This is a genomic window from Pseudomonas sp. FP603, assembly GCF_030687415.1.
In the GTDB taxonomy this organism is placed as follows: domain Bacteria; phylum Pseudomonadota; class Gammaproteobacteria; order Pseudomonadales; family Pseudomonadaceae; genus Aquipseudomonas; species Aquipseudomonas wuhanensis.
On sequence record NZ_CP117431.1, the window covers coordinates 2,112,246 to 2,131,699 of the forward strand.

At 55.9% G+C, this 19,454-nt stretch carries 18 protein-coding genes and 1 tRNA gene; 12 read left to right on the forward strand and 7 right to left on the reverse strand.

Annotated features, from left to right (window positions below):
- The first annotated feature begins 172 nt into the window (after positions 1 to 172).
- From PSH65_RS09790 to PSH65_RS09805, 4 genes are all read left to right on the forward strand, one after another.
- On the forward strand, positions 173 to 514 hold the full coding sequence (locus PSH65_RS09790; RefSeq protein ID WP_008005633.1) for a ribonuclease E inhibitor RraB: 342 nt from the start codon (positions 173 to 175) through the stop codon (positions 512 to 514).
- Between the two features lie 380 nt (positions 515 to 894).
- A complete protein-coding gene (locus PSH65_RS09795; RefSeq protein ID WP_105339690.1) occupies positions 895 to 2,304 on the forward strand; it encodes a circularly permuted type 2 ATP-grasp protein in 1,410 nt (469 codons plus the stop codon).
- A 12-nt stretch (positions 2,305 to 2,316) separates the two neighbouring features.
- Positions 2,317 to 3,267, forward strand: coding sequence for an alpha-E domain-containing protein (locus PSH65_RS09800; RefSeq protein WP_047531601.1), 951 nt, complete (start codon positions 2,317 to 2,319; stop codon positions 3,265 to 3,267).
- Positions 3,264 to 4,073, forward strand: a complete 810-nt coding sequence (locus tag PSH65_RS09805; RefSeq protein ID WP_305426028.1) for a transglutaminase family protein — start codon at positions 3,264 to 3,266, stop codon at positions 4,071 to 4,073. The genes PSH65_RS09800 and PSH65_RS09805 overlap by 4 nt, the downstream gene beginning before the upstream one ends.
- A gap of 124 nt (positions 4,074 to 4,197) precedes the next feature.
- On the opposite strand, the gene PSH65_RS09810 is transcribed toward PSH65_RS09805, so the two are convergent.
- Positions 4,198 to 5,019, reverse strand: a complete 822-nt coding sequence (locus tag PSH65_RS09810; protein ID WP_305426965.1) for a cytochrome c — start codon at positions 5,017 to 5,019, stop codon at positions 4,198 to 4,200.
- A gap of 637 nt (positions 5,020 to 5,656) precedes the next feature.
- Here PSH65_RS09810 and PSH65_RS09815 point away from each other — a divergent pair.
- The 3 genes from PSH65_RS09815 (at position 5,657) to PSH65_RS09825 (ending at position 9,866) form a co-directional block, all read left to right on the forward strand.
- Positions 5,657 to 6,862, forward strand: a complete 1,206-nt coding sequence (locus PSH65_RS09815; RefSeq protein ID WP_305426030.1) for an acetyl-CoA C-acetyltransferase — start codon at positions 5,657 to 5,659, stop codon at positions 6,860 to 6,862.
- Between the two features lie 38 nt (positions 6,863 to 6,900).
- Positions 6,901 to 9,045, forward strand: coding sequence for a 3-hydroxyacyl-CoA dehydrogenase NAD-binding domain-containing protein (locus PSH65_RS09820; RefSeq protein WP_305426031.1), 2,145 nt, complete (start codon positions 6,901 to 6,903; stop codon positions 9,043 to 9,045).
- 107 nt (positions 9,046 to 9,152) lie between these two features.
- Complete coding sequence (locus tag PSH65_RS09825; RefSeq protein ID WP_305426032.1) at positions 9,153 to 9,866, forward strand: amidotransferase; 714 nt, start codon at positions 9,153 to 9,155, stop codon at positions 9,864 to 9,866.
- A 68-nt stretch (positions 9,867 to 9,934) separates the two neighbouring features.
- On the opposite strand, the gene PSH65_RS09830 is transcribed toward PSH65_RS09825, so the two are convergent.
- From PSH65_RS09830 to PSH65_RS09840, 3 genes are all read right to left on the reverse strand, one after another.
- Positions 9,935 to 10,906 (reverse strand): magnesium and cobalt transport protein CorA, encoded by a 972-nt coding sequence (locus PSH65_RS09830; RefSeq protein ID WP_305426034.1) that lies wholly within the window; start codon positions 10,904 to 10,906, stop codon positions 9,935 to 9,937.
- A gap of 144 nt (positions 10,907 to 11,050) precedes the next feature.
- Entirely contained in the window at positions 11,051 to 11,773 is a 723-nt protein-coding gene (locus PSH65_RS09835) for a 1-acyl-sn-glycerol-3-phosphate acyltransferase (RefSeq protein WP_008073003.1), read from the reverse strand.
- Between the two features lie 214 nt (positions 11,774 to 11,987).
- Positions 11,988 to 12,677, reverse strand: a complete 690-nt coding sequence (locus tag PSH65_RS09840) for a crotonase/enoyl-CoA hydratase family protein (protein ID WP_123496361.1) — start codon at positions 12,675 to 12,677, stop codon at positions 11,988 to 11,990.
- 308 nt (positions 12,678 to 12,985) lie between these two features.
- On the opposite strand from PSH65_RS09840, the gene PSH65_RS09845 reads away from it, so the two are divergent.
- The 4 genes from PSH65_RS09845 (at position 12,986) to PSH65_RS09860 (ending at position 14,937) form a co-directional block, all read left to right on the forward strand.
- A tRNA-Ser gene (locus PSH65_RS09845) sits at positions 12,986 to 13,075 on the forward strand.
- Positions 13,076 to 13,594: 519 nt separating this feature from the next.
- A complete protein-coding gene (locus tag PSH65_RS09850) occupies positions 13,595 to 14,059 on the forward strand; it encodes a hypothetical protein (RefSeq protein ID WP_305426036.1) in 465 nt (154 codons plus the stop codon).
- Between the two features lie 53 nt (positions 14,060 to 14,112).
- Complete coding sequence (locus PSH65_RS09855) at positions 14,113 to 14,538, forward strand: hypothetical protein (RefSeq protein ID WP_305426037.1); 426 nt, start codon at positions 14,113 to 14,115, stop codon at positions 14,536 to 14,538.
- A gap of 183 nt (positions 14,539 to 14,721) precedes the next feature.
- The gene (locus tag PSH65_RS09860) at positions 14,722 to 14,937 is read left to right on the forward strand and encodes a hypothetical protein (RefSeq protein ID WP_305426038.1); all 216 of its coding nucleotides are present in this window, start codon (positions 14,722 to 14,724) and stop codon (positions 14,935 to 14,937) included.
- A gap of 270 nt (positions 14,938 to 15,207) precedes the next feature.
- Here PSH65_RS09860 and PSH65_RS09865 read toward each other — a convergent pair whose 3' ends face one another.
- Positions 15,208 to 16,053, reverse strand: coding sequence for a hypothetical protein (locus tag PSH65_RS09865; protein ID WP_305426039.1), 846 nt, complete (start codon positions 16,051 to 16,053; stop codon positions 15,208 to 15,210).
- Positions 16,054 to 16,597: 544 nt separating this feature from the next.
- Here PSH65_RS09865 and PSH65_RS09870 point away from each other — a divergent pair.
- On the forward strand, positions 16,598 to 17,320 hold the full coding sequence (locus PSH65_RS09870) for a hypothetical protein (protein WP_305426040.1): 723 nt from the start codon (positions 16,598 to 16,600) through the stop codon (positions 17,318 to 17,320).
- Positions 17,321 to 17,649: 329 nt separating this feature from the next.
- Here PSH65_RS09870 and PSH65_RS09875 read toward each other — a convergent pair whose 3' ends face one another.
- Entirely contained in the window at positions 17,650 to 18,816 is a 1,167-nt protein-coding gene (locus PSH65_RS09875) for an Arm DNA-binding domain-containing protein (RefSeq protein WP_305426041.1), read from the reverse strand.
- 297 nt (positions 18,817 to 19,113) lie between these two features.
- On the reverse strand, positions 19,114 to 19,380 hold the full coding sequence (locus PSH65_RS09880) for a hypothetical protein (RefSeq protein WP_305426042.1): 267 nt from the start codon (positions 19,378 to 19,380) through the stop codon (positions 19,114 to 19,116).
- Between the last annotated feature and the right edge of the window lie 74 nt (positions 19,381 to 19,454).

Sequence of the window (19,454 nt, forward strand, 5' to 3'; positions counted from 1 at the left end):
TGTCTTGAGGCTACTCTGCAAGCGAGATCAGCGAATGACTCGCTAAGGTCTGGTCTTGTCAGCTACATGCTTGTTTCCCGTCGGTAACCTCTGTTGCCGTATCGCTCTCACCAATCGGTTGAAAGTGCAGGGAATACGGAAAGTCTATCCATCAGTCTGAGGGGGACGTTTCATGAGCACAGCCTATCAAGAAGACATCAGCAGCAGCGTGCTGCGCCGCATGAAAGAAGGCGGTTTCGACTTTTCACGATTCCATCCCATCGAGTTCTACGCCATTTTCCCGGACGAGGAGCGGGCACGCAGGGCGGCAGGTCATTTCAGTGGTGAATCCTTGAATGCCCAGATCAGCGTGAGGGACGACGGCGCGTGGCATCTGGAACTGAGCAAAGTGATGTACGCCACCTATGACGGGATCGGCGACTTTGAGCAGGACTTCGAGGCGGTGGTCGAGCCTCTGGGCGGTATCATCGAAGGATGGGGCGTCAAACAGGAGGTACGAGGGCTGCTCGCATAACTTTATGAACAGTGACAACACTCAGCAACGGCTGACCTTTGGGTTGGCCGTTTTCGTTTTTGCTATATGAAAAGCAAGATCAAATGGACAAAAAAAAAGCCACCTGAACAGGCGGCTAAAAGGGAAGAACAATAAGGTTTCCAGCGAATGCGCCGATTATCCGCATCGCCCCCCGGGCAGTGAAATCAACTCTGGCTATGCTGCTGATAGGCGACAGCATTGCTTCGCCATGAAGCGGGGGCGATCAGGTTGGGGCATTTACCGCACAGGATTGGTGCGGCGGGTGCGACGCCGTTATCCAACTGATTGATATCAAAGCGTTTATGCCGATGGCACGGGCCTTGCGAAGGCTTGGATGTCCGGGTGACAAGGAGTACGGCATGATCCGCACCTATTTTGATGAGATGTACGATGCCGGCGGCCAGGTCCGCCCGCATTATCGGGAGTTTGCCCGTTGGCTGGCCGAAACGCCTGACGAGCTTTTGGCACAACGGCGACGCGAGGCCGATCTGTTATTTCATCGTGCCGGGATTACATTCACGCTCTATGGTGATGAGCAGGGGACAGAGCGCCTGATTCCCTTCGACACCATTCCCCGCAGTATCCCCGCCAGTGAATGGCGGGTCGTCGAGCGCGGCTGCATTCAGCGGGTCAAGGCATTGAACATGTTCCTTGCCGACCTCTATCACGAGCAGCGCATCATCAAGGCCGGCATCATCCCGGCCGAGCAAGTACTGGCCAACGAGCAATACCAGTTGGCGATGCAAGGCCTGGATCTGCACCGCGATATCTATTCGCACATTTCCGGCGTCGACCTGGTGCGCGATGGCGACGGCACGTACTACGTGCTCGAAGACAACCTGCGTACCCCCAGCGGCGTGAGCTACATGCTCGAAGACCGCAAGATGATGATGCGCCTGTTCCCCGAGTTGTTTGCGGCCCAGCGCATTGCGCCGATCGACCACTATCCGAATTTGCTCCTGGACACCCTGAAAAGCTCCAGCCCGCTCGACAACCCGAGCGTGGTGGTGCTGACACCGGGGCGCTTCAACAGCGCGTTTTTCGAGCATGCGTTTCTGGCCCGGGAAATGGGCGTTGAACTGGTGGAAGGCGCAGACCTGTTCGTGCGTGATGACAAGGTGTTCATGCGCACCACGGACGGGCCGAAAGCCGTCGACGTGATCTACCGGCGCCTCGACGATGCCTTCCTCGATCCGCTGGCGTTCAACCCGGATTCGATGCTCGGCGTGCCAGGACTGCTGTCGTCCTATCGCTCCGGCAACGTGGTGCTGGCGAATGCCATCGGCACCGGGGTCGCGGACGACAAGTCGGTGTACCCCTTCGTCACGGACATGATTCGTTTCTACCTGGATGAAGAGCCGATTCTGAAGAATGTGCCTACATGGCAGTGTCGTAATCCTTCTGAACTGTCCCACGTGCTGGCCAATCTTCCAGAGCTGGTAGTCAAGGAAACCCAGGGCTCCGGTGGTTACGGAATGTTGGTGGGGCCGGCGGCAACGGCAGCGGAAATCGAATCTTTCCGCGAGCGGATCAAAGCCAAGCCCCACGCGTACATCGCCCAACCGACGTTGTCTTTGTCGACCTGTCCGACCTTTGTCGAAAACGGCATCGCTCCACGCCATATCGACCTGCGTCCGTTTGTATTGTCTGGCCGCGAAACCCGGGTTGTGCCCGGCGGTTTGACCCGTGTCGCCTTGCGCGAAGGCTCTCTGGTGGTGAATTCCTCCCAGGGCGGCGGAACCAAGGACACCTGGGTGGTCGAGGATTGAAGGAAGCCTGCCATGTTAAGTAGAACTGCCTCGGATCTGTATTGGATGTCGCGTTACCTGGAGCGGGCCGAAAACCTCGCACGGATGCTCGACATCAGTTATTCGCTGTCACTGATGCCTCAGGACGGTCGTGGCGATGGCTTGCACGAACTCGCCATGCCGTTGCTGATCACCGGCACTCTGGACGATTACCTGGAGCGTCATGGCGAACTGCATGCCGAACGGCTGCTGCACTTTTTCGCTTTGGATGCGGCCAACCCGGCGAGCATCTACAGCTGCCTCGGTGCTGCGCGAGCCAGCGCCCATGCGGTGCGTGGGCGAATCACCGCTGACATGTGGGAAAACATCAACGCTACCTGGCTGGAAATTCGCGGAATCGCCGAGCAGGGCTTGAGTCGCTACGGCATGAGCCGTTTCTGTGAGTGGATCAAGGAACGTTCCCACCTGTTCCGCGGCGCGTCCTACGGCACCATCATGCGTAACGACGCGTTCCGGTTCATTCGTCTGGGCACCTTTATCGAAAGGGCTGACAACACCTTGCGCCTGCTCGACGCCCGTTACGAAATGGCCGGCGATCAGGCTGAAGCAGTCAGCGACGGCACGGCTCACGCCTATTACCAGTGGAGTGCCTTGCTACGGGCCTTGTCGTCGTTCGAGGCTTATACCGAGATCTATCGCGACGCCCCAGGCGCCCGGCATGTGGCCGAGTTGTTGCTGCTGCGCGCCGACGTGCCGCGCTCCCTGCGGGCCTGCACCGAAGAAATCGACCAGATTCTCGCCCAATTGCCGGGGGCCAACGGCCGTCCCGCGCAACGTTTGGCGGCAGAAATGGACGCGCGCCTGCGCTACACCGGTATCAACGAAATCCTCGACGAAGGCCTGCACGCCTGGCTGACCGAGTTCATCCCGCTGGTGCGCCAGTTGGGCAACGCCATACACAGTTCCTACCTGGAGGCGGCATGAGACTTTCCATTAGCCACGAGACCACCTATCACTATGAAGATCAGGTGCGGGCGAGCATCCAGTACCTGCGATTGACCCCTCATGACAGCGAGCGCCAGCACGTGCTCAGCTGGCAGCTCGATTTGCCACGCCCGGTGCGCGCGCAACTCGATCCATTCGGCAACATTCTGCATGTGCTCACCCTGGATGAACCTCACGAAGCGATCATCATCGGCGCCCGAGGGCAGGTGGATATCGACGAACTGCGCGAAGCCGAGCATGAAAGCCAGTCGGCGCTGCCGTTCCTGCGCTTCACGCGCCTGACCGAAGCCGACGAAGCGCTGCGCGCATTCGCCGAGAAGGCCTGCAAACAACGCCGGGATCGTACGGCGCTGATCGATTTGATGCATGGCCTGAACCAGCACATGACCTACACGCCGGGCTCCACGGAAGTAGACACCAGCGCCGCCCAGGCTTTCGCTGGGCGTTCCGGGGTCTGCCAGGACCACGCCCATGCGTTTCTCGCCTGCGCTCGCAGTCTGGGCATTCCCTCGCGTTATGTGTCGGGGTATTTGTACAGCGAGAACAGTGAACACCTGGCCAGTCACGCCTGGGCTGAAGCCTGGCTGGATGACGCCTGGTATAGCTTCGACGTGACCAACGAACTGGCCCGCCCGGAGCGTCACCTGAAACTGGCCGTGGGCCTGGACTACCTCGACGCCTGCCCGGTGCGCGGCATGCGCCGTGGCGGTGGGTGCGAGCAGATGCATGCGAAGGTGTTTGTGTCGCCGACGCCTGCGCCGGTGATCTCAGTGCAGCAGCAGTAAACCTACACGCTGATCGTTCCCACGCTCTGCGTGGGAATGCCTCCACGGACGCTCCGCGTTCGGCTCTTGATGGGACGCAGAGCGTCCCGGGCTGCATTCCCACGCAGAGCGTGGGAACGATCGGTTACGGCTTAACTTTGCGTCCCGCCATATGCTTCAAATACCCCACCAACAATTCCAGATCCTCCTCCGGCAACACCGTCGTCGCGAACGCCGGCATCTTCGCCTGCGGCCACTGGCGCAAGCTCTGCGGATCTCGAATGTAACGCTTGAGGAAATCCGCGCCGAAGTACTCGGTCGGGTTGAACGGAATATTCAGGTCCGGCCCGAACTGCGCATCCCCCGCGCCATTCAATCGATGACAGGCCAGGCAGTTCTTCTGAAACAGCGCAAAGCCCTTGTTCACCGGACCGTCCGCCTTCAGCGCAGGATCGGGCAGCAGGGCAGGGAAGCGCTCGGCCACCGGGGCCATGCGCTTGATGCTCGCTACTTCGAACGGCCATTGCTCGGGGCTGATATTGCCCGCTTGTGGATCGGTCCAGACCAGATAAAACGGCCCCGCACTGTGCTTGCCTTCTGACAGCGGCGGCCACGGCTGGGCCGGGTCTTCAATCGCCAACCAGGCCCGCGCGCCTTGGGTATTGAGCAGCGGGGCGGCGGCCAGTTCGGCGGCAAAACCGTCCAGGGCAACGGCTTGCAGATGATCGTCAGGCTTGATGCCCGTCAGCAACGCCGCCAACGGCACGGCGCGATAGCTCATGTCCCGTTTGTAGGAAACGTCGTTAGTGATGGTGATTGTCTGAACCTGAGGATGCTTGAGCAATTGCTCGGTCTGCCAGGTGCGAGAACTCGCGCCTAGCTCCAGACTCAGCTGTGCGGCAGACAGAGGCATGCTGAGCAGCAAGGCCCCAAATAGAATGAGCGCTTTCAAGTGATCGCCGTCCATGTCGTGGAAGTGCGCAAAGGTTGGCACAGCCACGCTGACCCGGGTAGCGAGCCAATCACATTTTTTATCAGGCGAAATGAAAACCCTGATGCCCGATCAGCCAATCACCTTGGTCAGGTTCGGCAAAATCAACAACAGTGTAGTGGCGAATAGAATGAGCCCGGCTTGACGAACTTTCGAATGCTTGAACATGGCTTGACCGCCTTTTTTGTTATTTCCTGATGCCTGCCTGCACATATCCATGACGGCAGAGCGCTGCACTTCCTTGTAGAACGAGTGCCTCGGCAAAACCCGACGACAACTTCGTACAGGTTTACCTTAGGGCCCGCGTCACGATTGGCTTAGATCCATTTCGTATGTGCTGAGCACTCTGCGCTTTTAAAAAAGCATGAGGCTTATGGCCAGCTTCTTGGGCGCCCGTTTGCTAGACAGCTTGGTGACTTGAATCGGTTTATCCGATAGCAGACTACCGTTCGTCTGAGCGTGACCGTCAACGCACATGAGCACTGTGGTCATTGAATCCACGGCTGCTCGGCATAAGGTGAGGGCATAAAGATCAGGGTCACACGGCCCCCTGTAGGCGCTGCCGAAGGCTGCGATCTTTTGAGTTTCATTCACCTTCAGGTTCGAGGACGTCATGACCCAAGCTTTGATATTCGACGCGTTACGCACGCCCCGTGGCAAAGGCAAGGCCAATGGCGCCTTGCACAGCGTCAAGCCAGTGAACCTGGTGGCCGGACTGCTGACGGCGCTGCAGCAGCGCACGTCCCTGGACACCAGTCAGGTCGATGATGTGGTGCTCGGCTGCGTGACGCCCATCGGCGACCAGGGTTCTGACATCGCCAAGACCGCCACGCAAGTGGCCGATTGGGACGTCAGCGTGGCCGGCATGCAGCTCAATCGCTTTTGCGCATCGGGGCTGGAAGCGGTGAACCTCGGCGCGATGAAAGTGCGTTCCGGCTTCGAAGACCTGGTGGTGGTCGGTGGCGTCGAGTCGATGTCCCGCGTGCCCATGGGCAGCGACGGCGGGGCTTGGGCGCTGGACCCGGAAACCAATTTGCACAACCACTTCACGCCCCAGGGCGTGGGTGCCGACCTGATCGCCACGATTGAAGGCTTCAGCCGTCAGGACGTCGATGCCTTTGCCTTGCGCTCCCAACAGAAGGCCGCACGGGCGCGGGCGAACGGTTCGTTCAACAAGTCGCTGGTGCCGGTGCAGGACCAGAACGGCATCATCCTGCTCGATCACGATGAGTTCATTCGCGCCGAATCGACAATGGAAGGCCTGGGCAAGCTCAAGCCAAGCTTCGAAATGATCGGGCAAATGGGCTTCGACGCCACGGCCTTGCGGGTTTACAGCCAGATCGAGCGGATCAACCACGTGCACACGCCGGGCAACAGTTCCGGGATCGTCGATGGCGCGGCGCTGATGCTGATCGGCTCCGAGGCCAAGGGTCGGGCGTTGGGCTTGCAGCCACGGGCGCGAATCGTCGGCACGGCGGTCACCAGCACCGACCCGACCATCATGCTCACCGGCCCGGCACCGGCCACTCGCAAGGCGCTGGCCAAGGCCGGGCTGCGGGTCGAAGACATCGACCTGTTCGAAGTCAATGAAGCGTTCGCCTCGGTCGTGCTCAAGTTCATCAAGGACATGGCCATCGACCCCGACAAGGTCAACGTCAACGGCGGCTCCATCGCCATGGGCCACCCGCTCGGCGCCACCGGCTGCGCGATTCTCGGCACGTTGCTCGACGAACTGGAAGCCCGGCGCCTGCGCTATGGCCTGGCGACATTGTGTGTCGGCGGCGGCATGGGCATTGCCACCATCATCGAACGCCTCTGAGCCTGCCTTTAAGAAAATCCGACTCAAGGAAAATTGCCATGACCCAAGCCATCCGTTACGAAAAGGGTCAGGACCAGATCGTCGTCCTGACCATCGACATGCCGGGCCAGAGTGCCAACACCATGAACGCGGTCTACCGCGACGCCATGGCCACCTGCGTCGCCCGACTGGTCGCCGACAAGGAGGCCATTGCCGGCGTGATCATTACCTCGGCCAAGAAGACCTTCTTCGCTGGTGGCGACCTCAATGAACTGATCAAGGTCGGCAAACCCGAAGCCAAAGCCTTTTACGACATGGTGCTGACCCTCAAGGGCCAACTGCGCACCCTGGAAACCCTCGGCAAACCGGTGGTTGCCGCCATTAACGGCGCGGCACTCGGCGGTGGTTGGGAAATCTGCCTGGCCTGTCATCACCGCGTCGCGCTGGACAACCCGTCGGTGCTGCTGGGCCTGCCGGAAGTCACCCTCGGCCTGTTGCCGGGCGGCGGCGGGGTAGTGCGCATGGTCCGCATGCTGGGCATTGAAAAAGCCCTGCCGTATCTGCTTGAAGGCAAGAAAATCCGTCCGCAACAGGCGTTACAGGCGCGATTGATCGACGAGTTGGCAGCCGATCGCGATGAGCTGATGGCCAAGGCGCGGGCGTGGATTGTCGCTCACCCGGTCGCTGTGCAGCGCTGGGACGTGAAGGGTTATCAGATTCCTGGCGGCACGCCGTCGGATCCGAAGCTCGCGCCGATGCTTGCTATCACGCCATCAATTCTGCGCAGCAAAACCCAGGGCTGCCTGCCCGCGCCAGAGAAAATCCTCTGCGCCGCGGTGGAAGGCGCTCAGGTGGATTTTGACACCGCGCACCTGATCGAAACCCGCTACTTCACCGAGCTGACCACCGGGCAGGTGTCGAAAAACCTCATTGGCACGTTCTGGTTTCAGCTCAATGAGATCAATGCCGGTGGCTCCCGGCCCCAAGGCATAGCGCCTTATGTGACGAAGAAAGTCGGCGTGCTCGGCGCCGGGATGATGGGCGCGGGCATCGCGTTTGTCAGCGCATCGGCCGGCATCGACGTGGTGCTCAAAGACATCAACCTCGCCGCGGCAGAGAAGGGTAAGGCCCACTCAGCGACGTTGCTGGACAAGAAAATTGCGCGTGGTCAGTTAACTCGTGAGCAGCGCGGGGAGATTTTGGCGCGAATCCATGCCACCGAAAACGATGCGGACCTGGCGGGTTGCGATCTGATCATTGAAGCAGTGTTTGAAGATCGCGAACTGAAGGCCAAGGTCTCATCAGCCGCGCAAACAGTTGTCGGCCCGGACGCGGTCATCGCCTCCAACACCTCGACCTTGCCGATCAGTGGCCTGGCCACCGCCGTGCCGGACCAAACGAAATTCATCGGCCTGCATTTCTTCAGTCCCGTGGAGAAAATGCCACTGGTGGAAATCATCAAGGGCGTCCATACCAGCGACGAAACCCTGGCTCGCGGATTCGATTTCGTCCTGCAAATCAAGAAGACGCCAATCGTGGTCAACGACAGTCGCGGCTTCTTTACCTCCCGAGTATTTGGCACCTTCACCAACGAAGGCATCGCCATGCTTGGCGAAGGCGTGAGCGCGCCGATGATCGAGACCGAAGCGCGCAAGGCCGGCATGCCTGTCGGGCCTCTGGCGATCTCCGACGAAGTTTCCCTCAGCCTCATGAGCCATATCCGCGAACAAACTGCCAAAGACTTGCGCGCAGAAGGGAAAAACCTGATTGAGCACCCGGCGTTCGCCGTGATTGACTTGTTGCTCAAGGAATACAAGCGTCCGGGCAAGGCCGCTGGAGGTGGTTTCTACGATTATCCGGCCACAGGGCAGAAGCATTTGTGGCCAGAGCTGAAAAGCCGCTTCGAGAAAGCCGATGGGCAGATTTCGCCGCAGGACATACGCGATCGACTGCTGTTCGTACAAGCCATCGAAACCGTGCGCTGCATGGAAGAGGGTGTGCTGACTTCGACGGCGGATGCCAACGTCGGCTCGATCTTCGGCATCGGCTTCGCGGCCTGGACTGGCGGTGCGCTGCAGTTCATCAATCAGTACGGCGTGAAAGACTTCGTCGCCCGCGCCCAGTACTTGGCCGAGCAGTACGGCGAGCGCTTCACACCGCCTGCGCTGTTGCTGGAGAAAGCCGCCAAAGACGCGTTGTTTTAAGGGACGTTCTAAGGGACCGATGACGCGTTCCGGGGCTTGCCTTGCCACTGTGTTTCAAGGCAGGCTCTGGGGTGTGCATTATTCCCTTCATGTGTCAGGTATTTTTTATGTCGTTACGCATCTGCATTCTGGAAACCGACATCCTGCGTCCGGAACTGGTCGATCAATATCAGGGTTACGGGCAGATGTTCCAGCGTCTGTTTTCGCAGCAACCCATCGCTGCCGAGTTCACCGTGTACAACGTGATGCAGGGCGATTATCCCAGTGATGACGAGACCTTTGATGCGTATCTGGTCACCGGGAGCAAGGCCGATTCCTTCGGCACCGACCCGTGGATTCAAACCCTCAAGACCTACCTGCTGAACCGCTACGAGCGCGGCGACAAACTGCTGGGCGTGTGCTTCGGCCATCAACTGCTGGCACTGTTGTTGGGCGGCAAAAGTGAGCGAGCGACCCAAGGTTGGGGCGTCGGCACCCATAGCTACAAACTCGCGGCCAAGGCGCCATGGATGAGCCCGCTGAGGGAAGAGCTGACGCTGCTGATCAGCCACCAGGATCAGGTCACCGCGCTACCGGAAAACGCTACGGTGATTGCTTCGAGCGATTTCTGCCCGTTCGCCGCGTACCACATCAACGATCAAGTGCTGTGCTTCCAGGGGCATCCGGAGTTCATTCACGATTACTCACGGGCGTTGCTGGATATTCGTCAGCAGCATCTGGGCGAAGAGGTTTATCAGAAAGGTATGGCGAGCCTGGAGCATCCTCACCATGGAGCGACTGTTGCGGAGTGGATGATGCGGTTTGTGGCGCACAAGCCTTAGTCGGATGTTTGATCATTCCCACGCTCCGCGTGGGAATGCATCCCGTGACGCTCCGCGTCACACCATACTCACAACCACCCCGACCGCTTGAAACTCGCCCATAAACTGACGCACCCAACGGCAATAAACCCCAACACCCCGAAATACCCATAATGCCAAGTCAACTCTGGCATGTCCTCGAAGTTCATCCCGTAGATCCCGGCCACCGCCGTCGGGAACGCCAGAATCGCTGCCCACGCCGCAAACTTGCGCTGCACCACGCTCTGGCGCGACGCCTCCAGCAACACCCCGACCTCGATGGTCTGGCTGGCAATGTCCGCCAGGGTCGTGAGGTCTTCCATCTGCCGCGTGACATGAATCTGCACATCGCGAAAGTACGGGCGCATATTCTTGTCGATGAACGGAAAGCTCAGATTTTGCAGTTCCTCACCGATCTCCACCATCGGCGCCGCAAACCGGCGCAAGCGTAATACATCGCGACGCAGGCCGTGGAGTTTCTGGATGTCGCGTTCGTTCAGGGAACCGCAGAGGACATTGGTCTCCAGCTCATCGATCTCGGCATGAATCGCTTCGCCCATCGGCTGGTAGTTTTCAATCACGAAGTCGAGGATGGCATAGAGTACGAAATCTTCCCCATGCTCCAGCAACAGCGGCCGCGCCTCACAACGCTGTCGGACATAGGCGTAGGACGCTGAATGACCATTGCGTGCGGTAATGATGTAGCCCTTCCCGGCAAAGATATGAGTTTCGATGAACTCCAGTTTGCCTTCATTGCGGATCGGCGAATACGTGACGATAAACAGTGCGTCGCCGAACGTTTCCAGCTTCGGTCGGCTGTGTTTTTCCAGGGCGTCTTCGATGGCCAGTTCATGCAGGTTGAACTGACGTTGCAGGTTGAACAGCTCTTCGGCGTTCGGTTCTTCCAGACCAATCCACACAAAGTGGCCAGGCTTGGCAGCCCAGGCGGCGCCTTCGTCGAGGGTAATATTGGTGACTTTCTTACCGGCACTGTAAACCGCAGCAGCAACGACTCTACCCATGATAGTGATTCACTTCTTATTAGCCGCTTTCTATAAAGACTGGCGGGGCCAGGCAGGATTCAGCTTAACCTTGTCTGCTGCTTGAGAGTCAGCAAAATCTGTAGAGTTCGCAGGCAAAAGAAAACCCGCACAGGGCGGGTTTTTTCAGGCGGCTTGCAGTTGCCGATCCATCGAGTCGATGCACTCGCGCATCTGCTCGCGACACTGGGCGATCAGCATCGGCATGTCATCCAGACTCAATCCAGCCGTAGGAATTGCCGGTAGCGAACGGATCAGAATCTTCCCACTGCGCCAGCGGTTCAATCGCATGTGTTTGACGTAACTGCTGACACACACCGGCACGATTGGCACGCCCGCGGCAATCGCCATCTGGAACGCGCCTTTTTTGAATGGCAGCAGCTCTTCGCCGAGGTTGCGCGTGCCTTCCGGGAAAACCCAGATCGAGGTGTCTTCATGCTGCAAGGTGCGAGTAGTGGTCAGCATCGACTGGCGTGCCTTGTGCGCATTGCCGCGGTCAATCAACACATTGCCGGCCAGCCAGAACAGCTGCCCGAACAACGGCACCCACTTCAGGCTCTTCTTGCCAATGCACACAGTGCGACGGGGCACCACGTTGCCGAACACAAACAGATCGTAGTTGGACTGGTGGTTGGCAATGATCACACAACTGTCAGGCTTATCCATCAACGGCCCGACGTCGGCCTTCACGCGCAAACGCAAAATGCACATCGCCGGCCACGCATACAGACGCGCGCATAAACGGCTGTTGTCCGGATTAAACGGCCGACACAGACCGAGAATCACCCCAAGCATACCGGCCAGAATAAAGTGCAAGCCCATCAATAACATACGAAACACAAACAGCATTTACAGGGCCCACCGGGACAAAAGGTGGCGCAGTGTACGGATGTGCACTGTTTTCGGCAATTGCCGCTATAGAAGTGGGAGATAGCCGATGTTTGAGCGCATGTTTCCGACTTATGGGTCAGATGCGGCCTAGAGCGCTTGAAAGGTTTTAAACCAGACACGTAAGAAAAAGCCCGACACGACGGTCGGGCTTTTCGGTGCAACGCGTAGGGGCTTAACCCATATGCTCCTGATCCAGGATGATCGCGTTGTCCAGCGTCTCCAGCAGCGCCTTGCGCACTTTCAGCTTGGTGTTCTTGTGGGCAGTCATGTTGAGCTTCTTCAACTGACGAGCCGCCGCCAGCGCCGCGCCTTGCAGCTCTTCGGCCGACACCACCAGATCAAGGAAACCGGCATCCACAGCACTCTGCGGATTGAACATCTCAGCATTGATCACCGCACGGTGAAACGCCGACTTGCGCAGACGATCACGCGCCAGCTCGATACCGGCGTGGTGCATGGTCATGCCGATCTGCACTTCGTTCAAACCAATGCTGAACGGGCCATCGACACCAATGCGGTAGTCAGCCGACAACAGAATAAACGCACCCTTGGCCACCGCATGCCCAGGGCAGGCCACGACCACCGGGAACGGGTGCGACAGCAGGCGACGAGCCAGGGTCGAACCGGCAGCTACCAGCGCAATGGCCTCTTTAGGGCCTGCCGTCATCACCTTCAAGTCATAACCACCCGAAAAAATACCCGGCTGACTGGTAATGATCACCACCGCCCGATCCGCCACCGCCCGATCCAGCGCAGCGTTAAACGCAACAATCACATCCGGCGAGATGGCATTGACCTTGCCATTGCTCAAGGTCAGGGTCGCGATACCGTCTTCGAGATGGTAGGAAATCAACTCACTCATGACGCCAATCCTTCTAATAAAGTAGGGCAGACGTTACCCACCGCCGTAGACCAGGTAAAGCGCCGTGAGTGACCGCCCGGTCACCCTTTTCCCCGCCCGGCAAGCGTTGCCGGCCACGCCAGCCGCGCATTCCCCTCTATATAGAAGAGGGCGCGAAGCCGGAGATTGGCGGGTTTGCCATGGCACGGCACCCACAGGAACAACTAAATCGCTAACCGCATGAAAATTCTGCAAAAAAAGTTTGCCATCAGAAAAGCTTTCGACTACATTAGCGCGCCTCGACAGACAGAACATGTTTGACGAGATACGGTGAAGTGTCCGAGTGGCTTAAGGAGCACGCCTGGAAAGTGTGTATACAAGAAATTGTATCGAGAGTTCGAATCTCTCCTTCACCGCCACATTCTGCAAACACAAACCCCTGATTTTCTTAGAGAAAGTCGGGGGTTTGTGGTTTTTTGCGTCTGAAAAAGGGCCATATGGGAACAATATGGGAACACGGCCTGCATTTATGAGATTTTTCTCAATCCCCGGAGTGAAAGCAAACCGACTGTTTTCAACAGAATTGACCAAAAGAAGCCATTGGCTCGGCCTAGAATGCTAGCCAGGTCCGCTTTTCGCTCTTGTTTCTGTGTGTATCACCAGGTCGGTTACGCGATATCTACCTAGCTTGTCCCCAAGGGAGGGGAGTTTGCTGCTGCGGTTTCGCGAGTGATGCTCCTGACCCAACCCAACCCAACCCAACCCAACATGAATTGATTTGAGGAACAAAGCCGAGTAGATGCCAGGCTAGTCGGTAATGGGATAGTGCACGAGACGGTCTACACTCAATGCTGGTAACCACCCGGGATGGTCAGCGCCGCCAAGTAATGGTGTTTGGTTAAATCTCCCTCAGTCGTTCCATCGATATGGAGTGGAGCATGAATATAGAGTTTATTAAGTTCAAAGGAGAATTGGGAAAATTTTGCGATCAGGATTACTGCGCCAAGATTCTTGACGTCGTTTCATTTTATGAGGAAAGGATTCTCCGTTTTTACGAAAAAGTTAGAATAGATGAATTGAACGAGGTTCGGCTAGGCTTCGTCGATATGACTGGTATCGTTAATAATGCATCCTTGAAGAGGAATAATGAAGATCACGGCATGTTCCTGATTAGATTGACATTTGATTGTAATGATGACATTTCGCTTATAATTGCCCATGAACTGTGCCACATGATGCAATTCTTGTCCGGATGGATGGACAGTGCATCTGATGATCCAGATGTTGTAATTTGGAAGGGCGAAATATTTAGAAAGAGCAACCTTGGTCCCCTAAATATGCCTTGGGAGAAAGATGCAAAGAAAAATTCGTTTTCCTTGTGGCGGGAATATGATGGGTGGTAGGAGGCATTGAGGCCTGCAATAGAGACTTACGCATTGGTAAAGGAAAAGCACAAATGACTACTAATACGGTAACGGCGAAGACAGTGGAGTCCTTCAAAAGCGGTCTGGGCGGTGCCCGGTTCGCCCAGCTATTTGCGATACTTGAGGAAAACGGGCTCCGGCCGCTCGGTAAATCGAATACAGGCACACTGCTGTTCCAGGCCATTGACAACGACGGCACTGCGCATGATGTATTGGCGTTCCGACGTGAACCCGTCTCTGTCCTTTCGTTCCCAAAGTCCTACTGGCTTTCTCGCAAAGAACTGCGTAGCAGCTTATGCGGGGCGTTTGAGCCCAATGAGCAACCAACTGCGATTCCTGGTGTAGGTTCGAACTCGAATGAGTCTGCCGGCCAAGTAGCGATCAACAAAAACACCCTAGAGCGCGTGAAGGAACTTTGCGTCGAGGTATGTAATCGTGTGATTTCGACTCACGGCTGAGCGCAATTCTTTTGATCTAAATGAATTGATCCTGATTTTATAGACACCACGATTGGCCTGTTTGGGGTGAAAGTAGCCAGTGACAGCTTCATCAGTTGACCATACTCCAATCAACCTATTGCAGGTTCCAATTGGGGGCACTGTTGCTGCTATGCTTGGGCTTTCTCGAAAGGAGTCGACACCATGCGAAGCGATTATTCACTGTCGGATGTACTGGAAAGGTTGTTCGAAAACCAGCAGGCCCTAGAGGCGGCAATTATGGAGTTGACCCTGCTGATCGAGGCGCAAGGGGTACAGGAAGTGGGCGGGAATGTCCGTGGCGCACTGTGGACCATGGGTGAAAACGCCGGCCATATCAAACAAGGCCTGGCTCGATTGAAGAAATTGGACATCGGCTAACCGAATGTACACCAAGGGCCCGTCAACAGTCATGTCGAGGTGAATTCGGTTAGCCAGTCCAGTTCACCTCACAGTCAGCTATCGGCGAGGCTGTGTAAAAACGTTTTAGAACACGTTTGACAGTCGGGGCTGGAACACAAAAATCGCGCTCCTACGTAAATTTCTGGTCTGCTGATTACACAAGCACCAGAAGATTTTACGTAGCAACGCAGACTTCAAAACGGCACATGCATTTTTACACACTCTGCACCAAAAGCAGTCGTACGTTGCTTAGTCCAAAGGTACGCACAGATAGCTCAACGGCAAGACAAACTTGCTCTGCAGTAAATCTAAATATTTCGCATCGTCACCGTATAAGGGCTTTCGTCCCACAGCAACCAAACTGATCTTTTTTTTGCGCACTTGAGTATGGTAGGCGTATTCGAGTAACTGCCCGATAGCTTGCCGCAGGACGGTGCGAGGCAACAGATCTGACTTAATCTCATAGAGGATGAGCGCATCCTGGGTCTCTACAGTTATATCGATGTATTCACGCTCCGCACGAACGATGTCGGTTGGATAATCTTTCTTCAGCTGCTCGAGTAGTTTCTTCTGCATCCTTGTATGCTCAGCTGTGCGCTGATAAGTCACCGTCCTGGTGGTAGGTTTGATCTTGGGGATAGTGATCCAGTCCTTGCCATTAGGTTTCCGTCGCCCTCCAGGCGTTTGGTCACCCTGGACAACCACAGAATAGAGCTGATAGCGCTTGCACCGCTCTATGATTGGATCGCCGGGTTTCGAGTACTCATCAACGTCGTAAAGCGTGACGTTATCCAACCGAAATCGAATGTTGAATACGTATGGGGCATACTCGTCATGCCCCAAGTCCTCTGGATTGCGACCAAGCTGGATAATCTCTTCACACATCTCTTGAAGCCAGCCATTTCTTTGGAACAATGCGAGCGCATCTTGCGCTTGACGGTCGGTAAGGCATTCCACTTCTCGAATTTCACCTACGTACCGACGTTTCGCTTTTGGCTCAATGCTGAAGAGGTGCAGATCGAATGGCTGCGCGTCCTTGAGCAGTCTATTGCGGCTTTTGTTCACGCCTTGCACGAAGGCGTAACGCCAAACCATCAACGATCCAATCATCTCGGAACAACCATTCCTCATGGCCGAACCCGAATTTGCTTGTATAGGAGCTTTTCACCTCTTTGGCCTGCGCTACGCCTGAAGGCTTCTTCCAGTTGTCCGTGTTGTAACAAAGCCTCGTTAGATACTTCATCGCCGCTTCCTGCATGAGGGATATCAGATGGAAGTCACTTTATAGCTCGCTGAGATTTGTAGCCAGCGACGAGCCGCATAACTCATTCAACAGCTCGTCGGTTTGCTAGGCATCTTCACCGGCCGGGTCGAAAGCTGTCGGCCAGCTCCAGAGGGCAAAATTGCGAATCTACAGCTATGCTGCTGCAACTTACATCTCTCAAGCTTGATTTTTATCTGATGAATGTGTGCCCTCTCTAACGTTGACTTGGAAATGGAAATCAAATGAAAACGATACGAAATCAGGATACTTGGCACTTTGGTGTTGGCTACTCTTCTGGGCGGTTGCACAGGCATGAGGTTCCGAGACGCCGTCGTCAATCAACCGCTTCCGCAGGACTGGGAGGGTAGAGTCTTGATGAATAACCCAGCAGACTTCAGATATTATATGAAGGAGAACATTGGGCTCCTCGTAACACCCAACAGCGATAAGACATACAGCGTAATCAGCAAGCCAATTACTCCAAATGCATTCACCGCACGGGAGGATACCATCAAAGATGGATCAATCTACAGTTCGCGGATTACCTCTGCAGCCTCAGTTAAAGGTGGCTATTTAACTTTTGCTACCAAGTTTTCTTCTAGTGAGGCAGTTAACTACCAAATCGTTGATGTTTCGCGTGCAGATATACCTTGGGCTCAATTCCCAGACACAAAAATTCGTAAAGCTGCTGCGCAGGCGAATCCGACTGGGATGAAGCGCTTGTGGATTCAGAGTTTGATACTATCCCGCATCGTCAAGAATTCCGCAGCAAAAGTAGAGTGCGATATCTCTGGCGCGGGACCAGCGTTTCAAGTTGGGGCAACATGTTTTAATGAAAGTGATTCAGTCTCAAATGACTGGGCAATCGCTGCTGTTTTGTTTGATATTGATAAATACGTGGCCGAAAATCCCGCAGGTGTTCCTGCGTTGGGATCGCCAGCTGCATTTTCGGTAAAATCGCAGCCTGGCGAATCGGTTGCCAATCAAATCTCAAAAGTTTTTGAGTTTCTTGGGAAACAAACGAAGAAAATTAATGGAAAGCCTACGCTTCCTGAATACATAAGTGCCGAAACGCAAGGCTATACCCTTGGGGAGTAACATTCTTCCAATGAGGTAATTAGTTAGCAAAAGAGCCTTGCTCCTCTTATTTCGTTTTCAATAGGCATACGCCATGGGTTGGGATGTAAATAGCTATTGGTTTCTTAGACACATCGAAACGTCTCCGATTAGCGGTATCGTACTGAATCCCAAAAGGCAGCTTTGGGTCCAAGCTGTATGAAAACACATGCGCTGTTTTGAAGTCTGCGTTCCGATTCATAAACTGCTTTTGATCTGGCTGGCATGAACGTCTGCAATAGGTTGTGGATTCAACCGGTCTTGGTTGCCCTCGTTGCCCGAAATTGTCCTCGCGTTACATGCCCGGTGGTCTACAGCTTTAGAGCGTGTTGTAGGATGCCAACGACGTCCGGACCATCCTCGTTGATCCAGGTCCCGTAGTGCTGCCGAATCATGTTCCCATTCGTATGCCCCATCTGCTCAGCGATCCAATCGATTGAAGCCACCCCCGTGGTCAGCAACTGACTGGCATAGGTATGGCGACACTGGCCCGGCCCGCGATACCGAACCCCAGCCGCGTTCAAGTGCGTCTTGAAAAACCGATCCCGCACAACAAAATCGCTCACATGCGGCAGTCCGCTTTTGCTGTTCAAAAAGACAAAGTGCAATTTGTGCTGCCGCACCGTCTTGTTATCCCGTTCAACGATGTCGACCGTCTCCGCTTTTTTCTTCTGGTTGATCGCATCGATCTTACGTAGTGCATCCCATGCTGGCTCCAGCAGCCGAACCTTCCGCGTAGAGCGCCGAGTTTTAGTTACACGATATGCCCCGCGCACTTTCGATCGGCGGAAAATCACCGTTCCTCGCTCCAGGTCGACATCCTCCCAAGCCAAGGCAATAGTTTCCGAAACCCGCGGCCCGGCCCAAATCATGAACTGCACCATCAAAAGCTCCTGCGTGCGGCTGGTCGGCGTTTCCAGGATCTGTTTGATTTCTGCCCTGGTGAATGGGTCAGGAGCTTCCGGATCAGGCAGGCGGACGAACAGCCCCTCAGTCGGGTCATGAGCCACCTTCTTACGAGTGCGATACAGCCTGAAGACTTGGCGCACGTTGCTGATGATGTCGCGAATGGTCTTGTTCTTGAGCCTCTTCGAGAGTGTGTCCTGCACCCACTCCTGCAAATCCAAATGATCAATCTGGTCGATCTGAACTTTGCCCCAGCGCGGCCGCACATGAACCTCTGCCTTGTTCGCATAACCCCGATAGGAAGTGGCGGCAACGCTGTTGTGCTTGATCTTCAGCCACAAATCCAAGTAATGGCCGAAGGTGTTTTCGACCAGTCTGGGCGAGTTGGGAAAATGCCGGCTGTAGTCAAAGGTGCCAGCCTGTATCTCGTATTCGATGATGTTCACCAGGCGTGCTGCATGCTCCCGGTTGGCCGCTGTGTTGCCGCCGGGTACAAGCTCCCGGCACAATTCGCCATTGAAACGAAAATAGACCCGTACTGAATTGCCACGGGCCTCTACGCCATCTGCCATGTGCGTCCCCACGCAATGTATTGAACAACCGACCAGCTTTCTGGAAGAAGAAAGGCCCGTTACCGGGCCTTTCGGGGTCAAGTGTTGCCGATCATTCCTGGCGAAGTAACCAGAACAATCCGGCGCTTTTTCTAGGTCTTGGCGCTATCCCGGCGTGTTCTTCTTCAGCCCTACGTCGTGCGTTGATCGCTTGGCGCGCTTTGCTGCACTTCCTGTGGTTGCCATGGGCGCGGGATTTGCCGCATTGGTCGCAGAGGCCTGTAAGCTCGAGGTTCCAGGGGAAGGATTTCCCGTTGTTCATTCCGCATCCCCCAACAGAGCACGGGTCAGGGCATTGCGTTGGCCTTTGCGAGTGAGCTTATTCAACGGTTGCACACTGCTGCGACCGTTACGGGATTTTACGGTGGCCACATGGTCATTGATTACAGCGATTTTTCCTTCGCGAACGCTGAAGCTAACGCTATTCCCGGTACTGCGACCAATGACATAGGTAACGTCATCCCCGACTTTCAAGACGTTCGTGGTAGCCTCTGTGCCGCTGCTGCTTGGGTGTTGTGCTTGCATGGTGCTGCTCCTTGGTGGTGGTCGGTGTCGGGGAGGTGCAACTCCTCGACACCACTTTCAATTTCCTGCGACTG